Here is a 17,168-nt window from a genome sequence, read left to right on the forward strand (position 1 = left end):
GAGAGCAGCCATGAAACTTAGTCTACGCAGTCGTGTCGCTCGTCCGCTGTTGATGGTGATCGCGCTCAATGAGATCACGATCCCAACCGAGATCTATCCCGGCTATTGGATGCCATTACCCAGGCGCTTGCAAATGGCACGCAAATGATCGGCACATTCGACCAGCAAGGCAATCTATCGATCCGCATCACGGACAATATCACGAATGAGTCGGCTCCTTTTGTTGCGACGATTGTTGCGCAGCGGGTTGGCTAGCTAGGTCTGATGCAGGAATTCGAGGTCCGCCGGGCTGATGCAATTCCTCGCATCGGCTCGGCGGACCTCGACGTGTACGACCGTGTGCTTACGTCGACCCACCCAGCGCATAATCGATCGCCTGCTCAAGTGTCATAGCGCAGCCCTCAGCCCAGGCTGTGTTGAAAGCCTCGTCACTAAGCTGTGAATGAAGGCTATTCATAAAGATACTATGTTCCTGTATTTGCATTGGTGTAATGGATTTTCCAATTGCAATGCGTATACTATCGGCTGCGGACGCCAGACGTGTTGCACGTTTCGCCTCCCCCCATTGTAAAGCTTGTCTTGCGAGCATATCCAAGGAGAGGCTTATTAATGGTTTATCCTCTAATAGGCGCTGGAGACGTAACCCTTCTTTAAAATACTCTTCGGCAAGCTGGAAGTGCTCCTGTAATTGGTACGCCATAGCGAGATAAAGCAGTGAATAGGCTATACCCCAGCGATCACTAATAGCACGTTGTATCGACAACGCTTTTTCGCAGAACTTCATGGCTTCTAGTCCATTCCCCTGCCAAACAGCGGCTATTCCTTTGTTAAGGAAAATTGTCGAAATGCCCTCTTTGTCACCTATCTCTTGGCGCATGGAAAGGCTTTCATCATGAAATTGACGTGCTTTTTCAAAATCCCCCTCTTCAGCACAAATATTGCCGATATTATCTAAAATCGAACTAATATTATACTTATCTCCAAGTGCTCGAGCTATATCTAAGCTTTCTGAGTAAAAATACCGAGCATCACTATAATTATTTTGATCCTGACACATTGCTCCTAGATTTAGCAGCGTTGTAGCAATTGCTCTTTGGTCATTGAGTTGACGAAATATTTTTTATACATTCTTCATATGATTCTCGTGCGACCGAAAAATCTCCTTGCTGGCGTGCAATGTTTCCTAAATTGCCAAGAGATGCTCCAATACCCCACTGGTCGCCTGTGATCTTTCTAATACTGAGGCTTTCCATGTGAAAAGTACGAGCTGCAGCATAATCACCACATTGTTTCGATAAATTACCAAGATTATTCAGGACTTGAGCAATTCCACGCTGATCATTCAGTTGGCGATAAAGGGTAAGAGAATCTTTCAATGATAGCTGTGCCTGTTCATAATCACCTTGAATAGTTGCTAAGTTACCGGCTTCGCAAAGCGACTGCGCATGTAATTCAGGAGAGATTTCTGTAGAGTTTGTGAGGAACAGATGCATCCATTCTCGTCCCTCGGTCAATTTTCCATATATACTCCAGAAACGAGATAATGTTATACACAATCGTAAACCTTTTTCCACAGCTTTACGTTGGACAAGCCAGCTGAATACTATCCGTTCATTATCACTTTCATCAGCTAATCGTGCTAACCAGAGCGCCTGATTCGCACCACGAAGTTCGGGTTCCGCCTGTTCTGCTAGCCACAGATAATACTCCGCGTGGGCTCGCCGCAGGGCATCTTCCTCACCGCTCGCCTTAAGTTGCTCCTGAGCATACTCCCAGATTGTTTCCAGCATCATAAATCGCGGCTCGCCATTGACGCCTTCTTGCTGGTAAAGCAGGCTCTTATCGAGCAGCGATTGTATGCCGTCCAGCACATCGATCGGCAGATCGATGGCTGCGTTGCATACCGCTTCGGCCGCCTCCAGTGTTCGCCCGCCGATAAACACACTCAAGCGCCGAAACAGCAGTTGCTCGCCAGCATCAAGCAATTCATAGCTCCAAGCGATGGTGCTGTGGAGCGTCTGCTGGCGCGTGGGTAGATCGCGCGCCCCTCCGGTTAGCAGCTTGAGGCGATTGCCTAGGCGCTCCAGTAAAGCCTGTGGCGTGAGAGCGCGAATCCGTGCAGCTGCGAGCTCAATTGCCAGCGGCAATCTATCCAATCGCGCACAGATGTCGGTGATCAGGTGTTCGTTCTGCGCGTCGAGCTTGAACTCAAACCGCACCGCTTGCGCTCGCTGTACAAAAAGCTCCACAGCTGCGGATTGCACTAAGGGAGATACTGGCAGTTCATGCTCGCCACGCAGCCGCAACATCTCACGGCTGGTGACCAGTAGCTTCAGATGAGGCGCACCTTCAAGCAAGTCAACCAGTTGCGGCCCAGCCGCTACAATTTGCTCGAAGTTGTCGAGCACAAGCAAGAGCCGCTTCTCACGCACGAAGTCGTGCAGCGCATCGCGAAGCGACTGTCCACCACTCTCACGGACCTCAAGCACCTGAGCGATCGCTGAAAGAACGAGTGCAGGGTCGCGCACCGGCGCAAGCGACACAAAGAATACGCCATCGGCCCAATATGATGGTTCATCTACAGTTGATGCCTTGATAGCGATTTCGAGACTCAAGCGCGTCTTGCCCGTGCCTCCCGGTCCAGTCAAGGTCAACAACCGAATGCTATCCTGTTTGAGCATCTCGATCGCTCGGCGTATCTCGTCCGCACGTCCAACGATCGGCGTCAATGCAACAGGCAGATTATTCGGCCGGAGTCGCGTTTCCTGTGGCTGTCTTTGCAGCTCAGCCGCTTTTTCGATCTGGGCAGCGTCAGGCACGACCACTGCTGTGATTTCGGCGACACTCGCCTGGTGGAGTAATACACGCAGTTCGGCGGCACTGGCTGGCCGTTGTGCGGGGTCGAGCGCGAGACCTTGTGTCAATACTGCTGCAATGGCAGGTGGTATTCCTGCCCACAAAGTATTCGTTATAAACAGCGGATCGGACTGACCTGCTACGACATTGGCTGCACGGCGCACCGCGTCAATCGGCGCCATTCCCGTCAGCAAGTGATAGCATGTTGCGGCGAGCGCGAAGAGATCGCTGCGCGAATCGGTGCCGGTGCCGTGGATTTGTTCAAGTGGCGCGTACTGGGGCGTGTATCCGAAGAGGCTGTGTATCGCATTTGTGCTATCGCTTCCCGTAGGGCCTTTCGCAAGGCCAAAATCGAGCAATACGATTGAGCCATCTGGCGTGCGCTTGAGATTCTGGGGTTTGATATCGCGGTGGATGATTGGCGGCTGGTGCGTGTGCAGATATGTGAGAATATCAAGCAGCTGATCGGCCCAACGCAACACATCAATCAATGGAAAAGGCGCCGACTGGCGCGCCAGGAGTGTCGCGAGATCATCGCCGGGAATATATTGCATGACTAAAAATTGGCCATCTGCCTCGGCGAAATAATCGCTCACGAGCGGCAGCATTGGGTGGCGCAATCGGGCAAGCATCTGCGCTTCGCGCTCAAACGCCCTGTCGAGGGTGGCACTGTGCTGAAGCGTTTGCTTCAGCGCGACGTTCATCAATAACCGTTCATCGAAGGCTTCATAGACGGCGCCCATACCACCTTGACCAAGCAAGCGTACGATCTGATAGCGTTCTTGCAATCGTGTGGTAGGGTGCAGCATATCCATATTCCCGTATTGGCGGCTCTACAGCACCTGCCAACCGAATACGTCGTTGCAAGTGGCAGTGCGGCGTGGGCGATACTATAGCAATCCTATGAGACTTGTAAATCAGGCAGGTACATTCGGAGCTTCTCGAAGTCAAACACTATGGTGTTGAGCGCTTCTTCAAACAACTCCATCGTGCTCTGAAAGTGCTCCTGGCACCGATACCAGCGTTTGCGCACATATTCCTTTGCCTGGAGCCACACGTGCTCGATTGGGTTCTGTTCCGGCGCGTTTGGCGCAAACTGCACGCACGTGATTGGCCAGTGCTCACGCGAGTGTCCGAGATTGACACCTTCCAGGTATTCTTGCATCTCGACACTGCGATGGTAGGACGCGCCATCCCAACATAGGATCAGCCGTTTGTGCGCGAATTGTTCGCGCAGATACTCAACAAAGATTAGTGTCCATTCAGTTGTGCCCGCTTGAAGTGGCACCACAATCAATTCGCCTGTATAAGCATCGAGCGCGCCATAGTAGGTTTGACGGTCACGCGGATTGTGGATTGGAACCGAGATGCGTGTGTTGCTCGGTCCCCAGGCATAGCCGCACACATCGTCACCACTCAGGTGGCATTCGTCGATGTACAACACAATCGTCTCTTTGGCCACGATCTGTGCTGCCAACGGCTTCAAGAGTTCCTGAATAGCTTTTTTTTCGCCGCAACTTGCGCGTCATCGTGCTTGGGATTGCGAGCGTGAGAGCGTTTATACGTAATCCCTGCTTCGGCGAACAATTCGTAATAGCTTTGCTTGGATTTGTACACCACTGCATAGGTGGTTTCGATATGGCTGCGGAGCTGTTCCAGTGACCAGGATTGCTCGGCTTTCAGCCAGGTAATGACGGCCTGGCGTTGCTCAGATGTCAGAAACGGCTGCGCACCCTGATATTTGAGCCGAAGGCCATCAACGCCAGTCGCTTCATAGGCTGCTTTGACCTGACTAATGAAACCAGGGGTCACGTCAAGCATCGCGCAGATCGTGGCATACGGATAGTCTTGGAGAGCGAGTTTGACCGCCAGGGCACGTCGATATTCGCGTGAGTCGCGATGCTCGTTGAGAAAAGCGTGTAAATCGTCTGGTATCGCATGCATCACGGTGCTCCATCCATTACTGGTTCAACCCAAATACGTGATTGGAGACACAGTGTACCACTGTTTATAATTCACGCAGGATTGCTATATATAGAGAGGATGATATGGTGTATTGTGCCCGAAGACGATGAAAAAAGCAAGATAGTAGCGACTGTTGACTTTACTCAGATATATTAAACACTGGCATTGCTACTCAAAAATACCAGTCCATGAAATGCTTGTTGCTCAGGTTGTGGGGTGAGAACTGTGTAATTCATCCTCTCACAGAGAATCTGTTTGGTGTTGAGGAGGTTAACGAACCACTGATATTCCCGCTTAGTGCTCGTAGTTTCCCAGAATAGCTATCTAGCTACCCGACAGTTTGTCTGCTGATAGGAGTGAATTGCATCACAAACGGCCGCGCGTTCTTCAGGCATCGGTAGATCCAGCGAAAACCGATCTGGAAAATGCTCAGGTCGCGCCGGTCGTGACGGTCAACCTGACTGCGCAGCCCACGCTTGACCACCCGTGCCCCGCTTGTCATCAGCCAGTCGTAGACCAGCACCACCGCCAGCGTCAGCCGCGACAGTCGCGCGAAGTGCCGCAGATGTGAGCGTTCCAGATCAAAGCCCTGCCCCTTTAAATCGCCAAACAGCTCTTCGATCCACATCCGGCGCCGATACGCCTGCAACACCGCTCGCCGCGTCGGCAGATTGCTCGCCAGCAACCACGCTTCCTTTTCGCCGGCTGCCCACTCTGCCAGCAGATTGACCTGCCGCTTGTGTGTGCGTGTCAGCCGCGCGCCTTCCAGCCAGAGATGCTGCCCAGCCTGCTCCACCTGCTGGCCAAATGCCTGCCACTCCGGCGTTTCGGCCGCTTGCACCTGATTGTTCGGTTTCTGGCGCAGCACGTAGCTCCAGCCCCACGCCTGCAGTTGCTCCTGCACCTCGCAGGCTTCGAACTCGCTATCACCGACCAGTGTCACACGGACATCGAGCGGCATCAACTGGCGGACAACGCTGAGCAGGGCCAGTTGCACACGCGCCGAGCAGTGACCTTTCGCGCCCGGCTGCCAAGTCCAGGCGATCGGAATGGCGCGGCGTCGAAACGCCACAGCGACCATCACGAGCCGATGCGAGAAGCTGACCTTGCTGGCATCGATAATCAGACGGACCTGAGCAGTGGAGCGCGCTTGGGCAAGCAGCCAGGCACGAGCAAACGGCTCATACAGCGGACGAACACGCAGGGCAGGATTGTCGAGCAGTCGTTCGAGCCGACGCACGATACTGCGTTCGGTGGCCTTGCCGGGAATACGAAGCGCGATGTGGGCGAGGTGAACCGACTTGGCGAGCAGAATACCGGCCATCAGGGCGGCTAGGGTGCGGAGACGGGTAATGCGCTGATGAGGATGCAATTGCTGCAACTGCTGCAAGCTTGTATGATACACACGGTTGATCGACATCTGGTTCCTCCTTGGACAGGGTGGATTGTGTTCACCACCACTGTACTCAGAAGGGCGATGTCGATCAACTGCCGCTCGTGATATCGTCGGTGAACCTGTACCATCACCTCTCTCTTGAAACTGTCGGGTAGCTAGAATAGCTATTAGAGAGAAGCAATTTCACAGATGCGCTTGTCCACACATCACTCATTCCAAACCACCTGATCGTGCCTCGCGTTTGGTGGTTTCGCCACAGTGATCATAGCGGCTGGTAGTCTCGGAGCTGGCGTGGCCAGCCATACGTTGCACAGTGGCAATATCGACGCCGGCGTCGAGCAGATCATTAATAAAAGTCCGCCGGAGATCGTGCGGCGAAAAGTCTTTTACTGCTGCCTGCTGGGCGCGTTACAGAAACGCGCCCAGGACGGCTTGGTCACTCAACCGCCGGATAATGATCTTGCCAGCTTTGTTCACTGGACACAGCAGCGCCCCCGTCTCCGTGCCCCGAACCGTGAGCCAATCTGCAATCGCTGCTGCTGGCCGCCCGCGTCAGCGTAGCTGACATTGGCGGAGGTGTAGACCAGCACAAGGATTTTTCTACGATACTGCCTGGGTGATGTTGGGTACGTTGGATTGTTGCGCGGCTGCAGGCATATGCGTTGTAGCATCTGTGCACATGAGGATCATGAGAAACAGAAATATAGCGGGTATACGTGAAGAGAAGAAGGCGCGCATGCTTTTCGAACTTTCTTCAAATTGGACGTTTGGTGTTATGGTGTTTGCATGATAAACGGAGCTGGAGGGGTTTTTGGGAGGGATTTTTGGGCGGACGTATGCAATACGCTGCAATGAAAGACGGCGAACACGCAGGTCGACCCTGACATTATGGGCGGACACGTAGGCCGGCGGCGGACGAGATAGAGGAATATCCCAGCATGCGACGCTCGGTCGCAGTGTACTCATTTCCGCCCCTGTCATCGTATTGTCACGTACAAATGTGCTACTTTCCTATAGGATAAACCCCCGCGTCTCAATCTTCTCTCTTGCTTGCGGGCAGCGCGGCCGACTGGCCGGGCTGTGTGTTGGATGGAGCAAGCAATGGAGGAGACGCAGGCTGCCACGCTGCAGCAGCTGATCCGCACGGTCCAGCGCCGCTGGGGTGCGCGTGCCTTGCGCTGGCTGGCGGAGGCGCGAATGCAACCACCGGCGGCCCTGGCGACCGGATTTCCGCAGCTGGATGCGGCGCTCATCATTGGCGGTGTGCCACGCGGTCGGCTGACCGAGCTACTTGGCACGCCGACCTCGGGGATGAGCAGCATTGCGCTGACCGTGCTCGCGCAGGCGCAGGCGGGTGGTGAGCTGGCCGGCTACCTCGACCTGAGCAAGACCTTTGATGCCGAATACGCCTCCCTCCTCGGCGTCGACCTCGCGACGCTACTGCTGGTGCGACCAGAATCTGCGGCTGATGCACTGGAACTCGTGCTGGCGCTGGCCGGCAGCGGCCTGAGCGTACTGGTGGTGGATTGCCTGGCGGTGCTTCAGAGCGTGCCGACCGACGCGATGCTCCTGGAGCGAGCGCTGCGGACGTTGCCCAGCGTGCTCAGCGGCTCACCGTGCGCGGTGCTGGCGCTGACTCCATTGCCCTATTCCCCCGAGATGACCCGCTCGCTTGGCTTTACCGGCTCGCTGGTGGCACATGCTGCGGCCGTGCGGCTGCATGTGGCGCGCGAGGCGTGGGTTGATGCGGCGTATGGCGCGCCCGGCTGCCACGCGCGGGTAACGGTGTTGAAGCATCAGCTGGCCGCACAGGGCGGCGACGCCCAGTTGCTGATTCGCTTTCCTGAAGGGCAGTGGCCGTGAGTCTGGTGGCGTGTGTGCAGATTGCGAACCTGCTGATTGCGCTGGCGCGGCGGGATGACGCGACGCTGCGCGACCGGGCGCTGGTGCTGTATACGATCCAGAAGGGCCGCGCCGTGGTGGTTGCGGCGTCGGACGAGACGGGCGTGGCGGCGGGAAGCGCACTGCAGCGGGCACGGGTGCGCTGCCCACACGCGAGCTACCTGCCAGCAGACCCGGTGCGGGAGGCACAGGCAAGTACGGCACTGGCTGTGCTGCTGGGCACATTCAGCCCGAGGGTCGGAGCTGTGGGCGCAGCGCCCGACCTGGTGCTGACGCTCGACCTGGGGCGGGCGGCGGTGGCGCAGGCGATGGCGCTGGTGGCCCAGCTGAGAGCGCGGATTGGGGATGAGCTGGGGCTGACGTGCGCACTGGGCGTGGGAACAACGCCGCTGGTGGCCCGGTTAGCGGCGCAGCGCGCGGGGAGTGGTGCGGCGGTGCTGGTGCCGGCCGAGCAGGAGCGGGCGCTGCTGGCACCGCTGCCACTCGAGGCACTGGGCGTAGAGGCAGCTCTGGCTGAACGACTTCAACGACTGGGGCTTCGCACAGCGGGTGATGTGGCGCGGGTACCGCTGGATGGCTTGCAGGCGCAGTTCGGCGCAGACGGACGCCGGCTGTACCTGCTGGTGCGAGGGCAGGAAGCGCTACCCATCCGAACGGTAGCGGATGCTCCCGCACTCGAAGTGCGGCGACGCTTTGCTGGGGCAGTGCGCGACCGCCACGTGCTGGGGCTGGCCGTTGCACAACTGGCCAAGCGGTTGAGCGCGCGCTTGGCGGCGGGCGGCTGGTCGGTGGGAGTGGTTGGTCTGACACTGGAGCGGGAAGATGGCGAGCCGCTTATGCTAGAGCGTCGGCTGGCCGAGCCGACGAGTGATGGTGTGCGAGTAACGGCGGCGCTGACTGGGCTGTTCGATACGGCGAGGCTGGAATGCGGCGTTGAAGCGGTCGTGGCGCGGGCAGATGGGCTGCGGGCGGAGGTAGGCCGGCAGCTGGAGCTGTTCGAGCCAGCCGGCGGACAGGTGATGCGGCTCAGTGAGATTACCGAGCGGCTGGGCGATCGCTTCGCGGGGAGCGTGCTGCGGGCTGAGCTGGCTGAACCTGGCGCAGCGCTGCCCGAGCGGCGCGTGCGGCTGGAGCGGCGATGAGCCGTTTCTGGCCGGATGGAGTGTCCATTGCGGTTGAGTGCGATGCGCTGGCGACGCCGCTGGCCTTTGTGTGGGATGGGCATCGACATATGGTCGAGCGCGTCCTTGACCGCTGGCGGGTGGACGAGGGCTGGTGGCAGCGGCGCGTGTGGCGCGAGTATTTTCAGCTGACCACCCGCAGCGGCCTACTGGTGCTGATCTTCCACGACGTCCGCGCGCGGGAGTGGCGGTTGCAACGGCTGTATGACTAGCGAGGGGATGGGGGATAGGGGTTGGGGGATGGGAAGCCGAAACCGAGAACCCAAAACCAGAGCGCAGACACCACGCACCGAATTGTGGAAAGAGGATCGTGTCGAGTCCGTGGTCCAGGATTGACTACGTCGAGCTGCACTGCCATTCGGCCTTCAGCCTGCTCGATGGCGCATCGACGCCCGAGGAGCTGGTGACGCGCGCCGGCGACCTGGGTATGGAGGCGCTGGCGCTGACCGACCACGATGCGCTGTATGGCGCGGTGCGGTTTGTGACGGCGGCGCGAGCACGCGGCATACGGCCAATCCTGGGGGCTGAAGTGACGCTGGAGGATGGTGCACACCTGATCCTGCTGGTCGAGGATGCGCGTGGCTGGCGCAATCTGTGTGCGCTGATCAGCGCGGGGCGGATGCGCGCAGCGAAAGGGCAGGCCGCGCTACTGTGGACCGAGTTGGAAGCGCACCACGACGGGTTAATTTGCCTGTCGGGCTGCCGGCGCGGGCCGGTGGCGAGCGCGCTGCTGCGCTGGGATCGGGCAGGAGCGTTTCGCGCGGCCAAGCGCCTGCGTGCAATCTTCGGGCCGAATCATGCGTGGATTGAGCTGCAACACCACCTGCGGAAAGATGACAGCGCACTCTGCGAGAACCTGGTGTCGCTGGCGCAGCACGTGGGGCTGGGGCTGTGGCGACGAATAATGTGCACTACGCGCGACGCGATGGCCAGGCACTGCAGGATGTGCTCACCGCGATTCGTACGCGCACGCCGCTTGATCACCTGGGCGCGGCGCGGCGGCCGAACTCGGAAGCGTACCTCAAAACCGGCGGACGCCTGTACCCGCTGTTTCGGCACTACCCCGAGGCGTTGACGAACACGCTGCGAATTGCCGAGCTCTGCCAGTTCACGCTCGACTATGGCTTGCAAGAGCTGCCAAACTTTCCAACGCCGCCCGGCCTGGATGTGGCGGACTACCTGCATGAGCTGTGTCGGCAGGCGCTGCCGTGGCGCTATGGCGCGCCCTCGGAGCGCGTGTGCCGGCAGCTGCAGTATGAGATCGCGATTGTGGCGCGTGCCGGTCTGGCAAATTACTTCCTGATTGTCTGGGACATTGTGCGCTATGCGCGCACGCACGGCATCCGCTGCCAGGGGCGCGGCTCGGCAGCCAACTCGCTGATTGCCTACCTGCTGGCGATCTCGCCGATCGACCCGCTCGAGCACGACCTGGTGTTTGAGCGCTTTCTCTCGGACGAGCGGCCAGCACTGCCGGATATTGATCTGGATGTCGCGGCCGACCGGCGCGAAGAAGTGATCCAGTATGTCTATCAGCGCTATGGGCGCGACCACGCGGCGATGGCGTGCACGCATATCACCTTTCGGGCGCCCAGCGCGCTGCGCGAGGTCGCCCACGCGCTCGATCTGCCACCAGTGCTGCTTGGCCAGGCCCAGCAGGCGCTCGATCGAACGGCAGATGCTGGTGGAACGGCAGCGCTTGCAGCGGCGTTGTGCCAACAGCTGGACGGGCTACCGCGCCACCTCGGGCAGCACAGTGGCGGCATGGTAATCACCGGCGCGCCATTGGCCGAGCGCGTGCCGATTGAGCCGGCGGCAATGCCAGGGCGCGTAGTCGTGCAGTGGAACAAGGATGCGCTCGAAGATGCCGGGCTGGTCAAGGTCGATATTCTGGGGTTGCGCATGCTGGCAGCGATCTCGGAGGCAGTTGAGCTGATTGGGCAGACGAGCGGCCACGCGCCGGATTTGGATCGGCTGCGGTTTGACGACCCCGAGGTCTACGCGATGATTGCGCGGGCGGACACGATTGGCGTGTTTCAGGTCGAGAGCCGCGCGCAGGCGCAGGTACTGCCGCGCTTGAAACCGCGCTGTATGGCCGATCTGATTGTGGCGATCTCGCTGATTCGACCGGGGCCGCTACAGGGCGATATGGTACACCCGTACCTGCGGCGGCGGCAGGGACTGGAAGCGGTGCGCTATGCCCACCCGCTGCTCCAGCCGGCGCTCGAAGAAACACTGGGTGTGATCCTGTTTCAGGAGCAGGTGCTGAAGGTCGCGCGCGACCTGGCCGGCTTGACGGCGGGGCAGGGCGAGCAGCTGCGACGGGCGCTGGGGAGCACACAGAGCGTCGAGCCGCTGCGCGAGGCGTTTCTAGAGGGGGCGGGGAGGAATCGTGTACCACCTGGCGTGGCAGCAGCGGTGTTCGAGCAGCTGCGGGCGTTTGGCGGCGATGCCTTTCCGAAGAGCCACGCGGCGGCGTTTGCGGTGATTGTGTACCAGAGCGCGTGGCTGAAGCACTATCACCCGGCAGCATTTTTCTGCGCGTTGCTGAACCATCAGCCGATGGGCTTCTGGCCGCCATCGGTGCTCATCGGCGATGCCAAACGGCACGGGGTACATATTCTGGGGCCGGATATCAACGCGAGCGCCGAGCACTGCACCCTGGAGAATGGCGCGATTCGGCTGGGGTTGGCGTATGTACGCGGGCTGGGGGCGGCTGCGCTCGCGCGGATTGTGGCAGCGCGGCCGTATGCGAACCTGGCTGACCTGTGCCGGCGGACGCGGCTGCCACGCACGCTCATCGAGCAGGTGATTGCGAGCGGGGCGTTGGATGGCTGGGGCGTGGCGCGGCGGCAACTGCTGTGGGAGCTAGGGACGCTACGCTATGCGGCCGATGAGCTGGAACTGCCCATTCCGCACGCCGACCCGCATCTGCCGGTGGAAACACGCGCGGAGGCGTTTGCCGGCGAAATCGCCACACTGGGGCTTTCAGCGAGCGGGCACGTGATGGCGTTCTCCCGCGCCTGGCTGGATGCCGAGGGCGTGCTGAGCAGCGCGACGCTGGAAGGAGCCGACGATGGCCAGCGCGTGCGGGTGGCGGGGCTGTGCGTCGTGCACCAGGCGCCGCCGACGGCGAAGGGCTTTCACTTCCTGACGCTGGAAGACGAGTGGGGCATGGCGAATGTGATTGTGTCGCTGGGACTGGTGGTGCGCGACGGCGCGCACCTGCACGGTGGGCGGGTGCTGCTGGTTGAGGGCGTGGCGCAGCGCGAGGGGGATGTCATCAACGTGATTGCGCAGCGGGTGGGGCCGCTGGGAGTGTAGGTCGGCCGCCGACACGCAGGTCCGCCGGGACAGGGAGGTTCGCTGGTGGATGCGGAAATGACGAATCTCGCCCAGGCGCGGCTCGACGACGAACACATCGCGCACGCCCATAGAGAGGTACCAGGGCGGATTGATGCTGAGGTCTTTTTTCGTAGCCGGGGCTGACGATTTCGATTACCGCTTCGGGCACCTGCTCCCTGGCCTCGTCGATGCCGGGTGGCTCGGCACAGAAGATAGCAATGTTGGGGCGCTTGAACGAACCATCGGGAAAAAGCAGGCGTGGATCGGAGAGATGAAAGCCGCCGCCCGCGCCGCCCTGAGCGAGCGGCGCAATGCTGGCGCGGATGCGATCAATGAGCTTCTGGTGGCGCAGGCTTGGCAGAAGCTGCCAGGTGTGCACGCCGCCGGTGATTTCGAGCTTGATCAGGCTGGAAGCCTGGCAGGTGAGGCGATCGAGCTCGGCGGCAATATTGGTGGCAGTGGATGTCATAGCAATGTTCCTTGACCGTGATGCCGAACGGTTGGGATGAGTATAGTATGGATGCGAGGGAGAGGGGCCTGTGCGGGTGGGACTCAAAATTTTGCGGCCGAAGCATGATTTGGCGCAGCAGAGCCATAGGCACAGTTTCACACATATGAGCGCTTTTCCGGTTCACCGCTTCCTAAAGCAATTGCCATACGAGCTTCGCAAAAGTTTGAGCCCACCCAGCCTGTGCAATAGGTCGCAACAGAAGTCGGCGGACAAGAAGGAGCCCCTCCTTCGAACTGCGGCCTTCGACAAGCTCAGGACAGGCCGAAACCTACCTGGACGGGACACTGGGTGCAGTTGCTCTCGGTTTGTCGGAACGTTAGCCGAGGTCATCGTAGAGTGTTGGTAGATCAACAAGCACTCCGTTGTGCTCGCGGAGCAGAGCCTGCGCTTGGGCAGTGGCACCAGTGCGCGCGAACAACGCCGGAATTGCGCGCCACCCTTCTCCTTGATCAGGAAGCGCAGCGATTGTTTTCGGTACGGTATGGCCGAGCAGCTGCCGAACAACCTGGCGGCTGACCTGATCAGTGCCCCACTTGCATTCGCCAACCAATATCACGCGCTCGCGCCAGTTGACGGCCACCACATCCGCTTGCACGCCACGGCTCCAGTGGCTTCCGATCGCCTCCGGCTTGAATGATACGCCGCCCCGCATCCCCTGATGAAATACCCAGGTGCGTGCTACTTCCTCCCAGGCGGTCTGGCCGACAAACGCACGGAGCCCACTTTGGATCTCGGCGAGCACGCTGTCGGGCTGGTAGGCGATCTCGGCTTCACGCGGTCGCAGAAAGCGGAAATAGAAGCGGTGAAATGGATCGGTCAGGTGATAGCGGCCCTGTTTCGAGCGGTGCTGGAGCGCGGGAGGTACCGTGGCTGGCACCCGGCGCTCGACGAGGCGGAGCTCTTGCAAAATACCAAGATACTTGGTGAGATTCGTGGAGGCCGTCAGCGTCGCGTTTGCGATGTCTTTGAGCGCATGGGCGCCTTCGCCGATCGCATTCAGGACGGTCAGATACGTGCGGATATCGCGAACCTCGTCGGAGAGTAGCAGCTCAATCTCTGAGAGCGCCACGCTCGATGGCGCCAGGATGGACTCGCGAATGTTGTCGCTCAGCGAGCGATTGGCATCGAACCAGGACAGGTACGCCGCAACCCCACCGACCATTGCGTAGACCGCAATCTGCGCTTCGGCACTCCACGCGGGGAAGAACTGACGGAGGATCGCGAACGGAAACGGTTGCAAGCGGTATTGCGCGGTGAGCCGGCCGAACAGCGGCGTCTGCTGGCTGAGGATGGTTTCCATGGTGCGAATCTGCGACCCGCACAGGACGAGAATGAGATTGGAGTGCTGGAAGTGGATGTCCCAGGCATACTGGAGTGCCGAGAGCATGGCGCCATCGGCCTCGATCGCCCACGGCAGCTCATCAAGCACCACAATACGTCGATCGTTACGAATAAGCTCAGCCGTATCATCCCAGAGCTCTGACCAGCTCGCAAAGGTTGGTGTCGTGGTGCTCGCAGCTCGACCTCGCAGCGCCGCGTAGAGCTTGCGGCGCTGGAGCTCGGCAGGTTCCTTCTGCGCCATCCAATAGGTCCAGGGAAGCGTGTTTTGGCTGACCCAATGGCGAAGCAACGCGGTCTTGCCGACGCGGCGTCTCCCGTACAAGAGCAGCAGCTCACCGCCGCGCTCGCGTTCCAACAGCTGTCCAAGCAGTGCCAATTCGTCGGTTCGGTCAAGAAACATAGGAGACCTCATATGGAAAGACATCGCTAGAGTATTATACTCTAGCGATGTCTCTTTTGGGTAAGATCGCTGGGCACGGTATTCGCAATCGCCGAACAATCGAATTGGTTTCGCAGGTCAAATGTTTGGCGATAGGAACACTTCAGCTTGAACGTTGCACACTGGGCCGCTTGTGTATCACAGTGCATTACCGATGCCGATAAGGTTGCACGTGGTGGTTGGTGTGTCCGTGCCTGAAGCATCGCCAGGCGGCCGGGGTGACCACAGGGTCAACACCAATACACCGCACAGCGATCAGGCGCATGCGGCGGCGTTCTGTCCAGAGACGGTCAATTGGTGCCGGCGAAGCAGGGTATCTCCTATCTTCCTGGTGCCACGTGCTGCAACTTCTCGACCACTACTTTCCGGTTGCCGTACAGCACCTACTCTGCTGCACCCGCCACAATCCGATCAATCGGCTCCGGCCAGCGCGGAATCATGAGCGGGGTGCGCTCGCCATCGGCCAGCAGAAGCGCGGTTGAGCCAACACCTTTCACCATGCGGCACGATGCCAGGTAGGCGGTCTCCTGCTCGTTTAACTCAAGAATGGCAGCTGCGCGGGTGACCGCATCTGAGTCCCGGTTGAGCCCAAGGATGAGCTTGGTTCTGGCGTTCTCCAGCAGCACGCGGGTCTGATCGCTGCCATCAAGGTCATCCAGGCTCTGCGTGATCACTGTGGCCTTGAACTGCAGCGAGCGGCCGATCCGAAAGATCGTCTGCATGGTTCGCGCGCCGGCCTCGGAATGCAACAATGCGTGCGCCTCGTCGAGCACAAGATGTGCCCGCCGCCCCGTTGGGCGATTGATTGCGACGCTTACAAAGAAGTCCATCACAATCACGGGTATCAGCCGTTCCAGGACCTCATCGTTGGAGCGCAGCAGCGCTGAGAGGTCAAGTGCCAGGAGCGGATTGTCCGTTGGGATATTCGACGGATGGTTGAACACATTGCCGACCGTGCCGTGCGTGAACAGTGTCAGTGCGCGTGCCAGGTTCTCGTTGACCTCACTCAGTTGCGCTTGCACATCGGAAAAGGTTGGCATGACGCTACTAAAGGTGCGCGGGTCGCTGGTGATGCCGCGCAGGTCATAGGCTGCGGCGATGGCAGCCTCGATCTGGGCCATGCCAACCGCGTCGACCTGTGTGCCCATGGCCTTGAGCTCACGGACGATCAGCGCCTTGACTACGCTGATGCGCTGCCCAAGCAGATCTTCTTCGAGCATTGTGACGACCTGGGCGCGCTCGGGCGTCAGCTTTGGCAGCTCGAGTGGGTTGATATGGTAGCCGCTTCTGCCGGAGAGGGAAATATACGCACCGCCGAGCGCACGCACCAGCCGACGATACTCCTGAAACTTTGGGTCAAGAATCAGCAGCGCATCTTCTCCCAGCGCCAGCTCCTGCGCCATCAGCCCGCTCATTGCATAGGTCTTGCCACTGCCTGACTCGGCGATAATCAGGGCGTGTGGGTTGGTCGCGGTCCAGCGATCCCAGAGAATCGGCGCACCGGTTCGCGGTTCTTCACCCCACACGATTGGCTGTCCGCCGCTGCGCCGCGTCAGGCCCGTTGCGGCGGTCGGCATGCCCATAGCGGCTGCCTGCCCGCTGGTATCGTGCAGCAGCCCCGGCTCCGTATACCCCAGCGGCAGCGACTGCCTATAGCCTTCCCACTGCTGAAACTGAACCACACTCAGCACAATGCCCTGCTGCGCAGCCGCCAGGCGCACTGCGTCGACACGCTCGGCCAGGCCGGCACGATCGGGTGCCGCAATGGTGATCGTCACGGCATACTGGAACAGCCGATCCGCCCCAGCCACCAGGTCGCGTCGGAGCGTCGCCGCCGCCTCCATGCCCTGCTCGGCATCCAGGTCCAAATTCGTGCCGGCCTGCAGATCGCCTGCGAGCGTGCCGAGCGCAGCGTCCTCGCTTCTGGCCAGCACACGGCGCGCCAGTGCGTCAGGGACTGGGACAATGTGCTGGTGAACCGTAATTCCAGGCGCATCAAGCCCAAGGCCCGCGTCGTTCAGCCAGGCCAGTGGCAGCACGGGCGGAAAGCCGCGCAGCTCCAGCGTCGTCAAATAGCTGTCGCCAACCTGAATCATGTGGTGCGACCGGCGATCGACGCCATCTGGAGCGAGAAGCTCCGCCAGCGTCGTCGCGCCAAGCTGTATACGGGTGCCTGCTCGTGCGGTGCCGATGGTGGAGATGATCGGCTTTTGAAGCGCATCTCGGAGTGCCATA

Annotated in this window: 13 protein-coding genes and 2 pseudogenes; 6 read left to right on the forward strand and 9 right to left on the reverse strand. The window is 59.8% G+C overall.

From position 1 onward, the window contains the following. Positions 1 to 10 precede the first annotated feature (10 nt). The gene (locus tag M1P90_RS30840) at positions 11 to 148 is read left to right on the forward strand and encodes a hypothetical protein (RefSeq protein ID WP_483699589.1); all 138 of its coding nucleotides are present in this window, start codon (positions 11 to 13) and stop codon (positions 146 to 148) included. A 195-nt stretch (positions 149 to 343) separates the two neighbouring features. Here M1P90_RS30840 and M1P90_RS30845 read toward each other — a convergent pair whose 3' ends face one another. The 6 genes and pseudogenes from M1P90_RS30845 to M1P90_RS30870 form a co-directional block, all read right to left on the reverse strand. After that, positions 344 to 1,117: a tetratricopeptide repeat protein gene (locus M1P90_RS30845; protein WP_483704713.1), complete on the reverse strand. Its 774-nt coding sequence runs from the start codon at positions 1,115 to 1,117 to the stop codon at positions 344 to 346. Beyond that, positions 1,098 to 3,665, reverse strand: a complete 2,568-nt coding sequence (locus M1P90_RS30850; protein WP_483699590.1) for a protein kinase domain-containing protein — start codon at positions 3,663 to 3,665, stop codon at positions 1,098 to 1,100. Before M1P90_RS30850 ends, M1P90_RS30845 begins: the two co-directional genes overlap by 20 nt. Before the next feature lie 92 nt (positions 3,666 to 3,757). Further along, the gene (locus tag M1P90_RS30855; protein WP_483699591.1) at positions 3,758 to 4,333 is read right to left on the reverse strand and encodes an IS630 family transposase; all 576 of its coding nucleotides are present in this window, start codon (positions 4,331 to 4,333) and stop codon (positions 3,758 to 3,760) included. Positions 4,334 to 4,338: 5 nt separating this feature from the next. Further along, positions 4,339 to 4,800, reverse strand: coding sequence for a helix-turn-helix domain-containing protein (locus M1P90_RS30860; protein ID WP_483699592.1), 462 nt, complete (start codon positions 4,798 to 4,800; stop codon positions 4,339 to 4,341). A 349-nt stretch (positions 4,801 to 5,149) separates the two neighbouring features. Next, the gene (locus tag M1P90_RS30865; RefSeq protein ID WP_483699168.1) at positions 5,150 to 6,241 is read right to left on the reverse strand and encodes an IS4 family transposase; all 1,092 of its coding nucleotides are present in this window, start codon (positions 6,239 to 6,241) and stop codon (positions 5,150 to 5,152) included. Positions 6,242 to 6,427: 186 nt separating this feature from the next. After that, a pseudogene (locus M1P90_RS30870) lies at positions 6,428 to 6,595 on the reverse strand (tyrosine-type recombinase/integrase); the annotation flags it as partial. 723 nt (positions 6,596 to 7,318) lie between these two features. Here M1P90_RS30870 and M1P90_RS30875 point away from each other — a divergent pair. The 5 genes and pseudogenes from M1P90_RS30875 (at position 7,319) to M1P90_RS30895 (ending at position 12,621) form a co-directional block, all read left to right on the forward strand. Further along, positions 7,319 to 8,080, forward strand: coding sequence for a P-loop NTPase family protein (locus M1P90_RS30875; RefSeq protein WP_483699593.1), 762 nt, complete (start codon positions 7,319 to 7,321; stop codon positions 8,078 to 8,080). 14 nt (positions 8,081 to 8,094) lie between these two features. Continuing rightward, complete coding sequence (locus M1P90_RS30880; protein WP_483699594.1) at positions 8,095 to 9,261, forward strand: DNA polymerase Y family protein; 1,167 nt, start codon at positions 8,095 to 8,097, stop codon at positions 9,259 to 9,261. Next, positions 9,258 to 9,512, forward strand: coding sequence for a hypothetical protein (locus tag M1P90_RS30885; RefSeq protein ID WP_483699595.1), 255 nt, complete (start codon positions 9,258 to 9,260; stop codon positions 9,510 to 9,512). Before M1P90_RS30880 ends, M1P90_RS30885 begins: the two co-directional genes overlap by 4 nt. A 98-nt stretch (positions 9,513 to 9,610) precedes the next feature. Further along, positions 9,611 to 10,111: pseudogene (locus tag M1P90_RS30890) on the forward strand (PHP domain-containing protein); the annotation flags it as partial. Between the two features lie 95 nt (positions 10,112 to 10,206). Beyond that, the gene (locus M1P90_RS30895) at positions 10,207 to 12,621 is read left to right on the forward strand and encodes a DNA polymerase III subunit alpha (protein WP_483699596.1); all 2,415 of its coding nucleotides are present in this window, start codon (positions 10,207 to 10,209) and stop codon (positions 12,619 to 12,621) included. On the opposite strand, the gene M1P90_RS30900 is transcribed toward M1P90_RS30895, so the two are convergent. The 3 genes from M1P90_RS30900 to M1P90_RS30910 form a co-directional block, all read right to left on the reverse strand. Then, a complete protein-coding gene (locus M1P90_RS30900; protein WP_483699597.1) occupies positions 12,581 to 13,111 on the reverse strand; it encodes a Uma2 family endonuclease in 531 nt (176 codons plus the stop codon). The genes M1P90_RS30895 and M1P90_RS30900 overlap by 41 nt on opposite strands. Before the next feature lie 358 nt (positions 13,112 to 13,469). Further along, entirely contained in the window at positions 13,470 to 14,894 is a 1,425-nt protein-coding gene (locus tag M1P90_RS30905; RefSeq protein WP_483699598.1) for an ATP-binding protein, read from the reverse strand. Positions 14,895 to 15,316: 422 nt separating this feature from the next. After that, on the reverse strand, positions 15,317 to 17,167 hold the full coding sequence (locus M1P90_RS30910) for a VirB4 family type IV secretion system protein (RefSeq protein WP_483699599.1): 1,851 nt from the start codon (positions 17,165 to 17,167) through the stop codon (positions 15,317 to 15,319). Position 17,168: the final 1 nt, after the last annotated feature.

The organism is Kouleothrix sp. 19917 (assembly GCF_057073505.1).

Excerpts from the sequence above, each read along its gene's own strand:
- M1P90_RS30875 (WP_483699593.1), top strand. The coding sequence starts at position 7,319 with ATGGAGGAGACGCAGGCTGCCACGCTGCAGCAGCTGATCCGCACGGTC.
- M1P90_RS30865 (WP_483699168.1), bottom strand. The coding sequence starts at position 6,241 with ATGTCGATCAACCGTGTGTATCATACAAGCTTGCAGCAGTTGCAGCAA.
- M1P90_RS30860 (WP_483699592.1), bottom strand. The coding sequence starts at position 4,800 with ATGCATGCGATACCAGACGATTTACACGCTTTTCTCAACGAGCATCGC.
- M1P90_RS30850 (WP_483699590.1), bottom strand. The coding sequence starts at position 3,665 with ATGCTGCACCCTACCACACGATTGCAAGAACGCTATCAGATCGTACGC.
- M1P90_RS30885 (WP_483699595.1), top strand. The coding sequence starts at position 9,258 with ATGAGCCGTTTCTGGCCGGATGGAGTGTCCATTGCGGTTGAGTGCGAT.
- M1P90_RS30905 (WP_483699598.1), bottom strand. The coding sequence starts at position 14,894 with ATGTTTCTTGACCGAACCGACGAATTGGCACTGCTTGGACAGCTGTTG.
- M1P90_RS30900 (WP_483699597.1), bottom strand. The coding sequence starts at position 13,111 with ATGACATCCACTGCCACCAATATTGCCGCCGAGCTCGATCGCCTCACC.
- M1P90_RS30910 (WP_483699599.1), bottom strand. The coding sequence starts at position 17,167 with ATGGCACTCCGAGATGCGCTTCAAAAGCCGATCATCTCCACCATCGGC.
- M1P90_RS30840 (WP_483699589.1), top strand. The coding sequence starts at position 11 with ATGAAACTTAGTCTACGCAGTCGTGTCGCTCGTCCGCTGTTGATGGTG.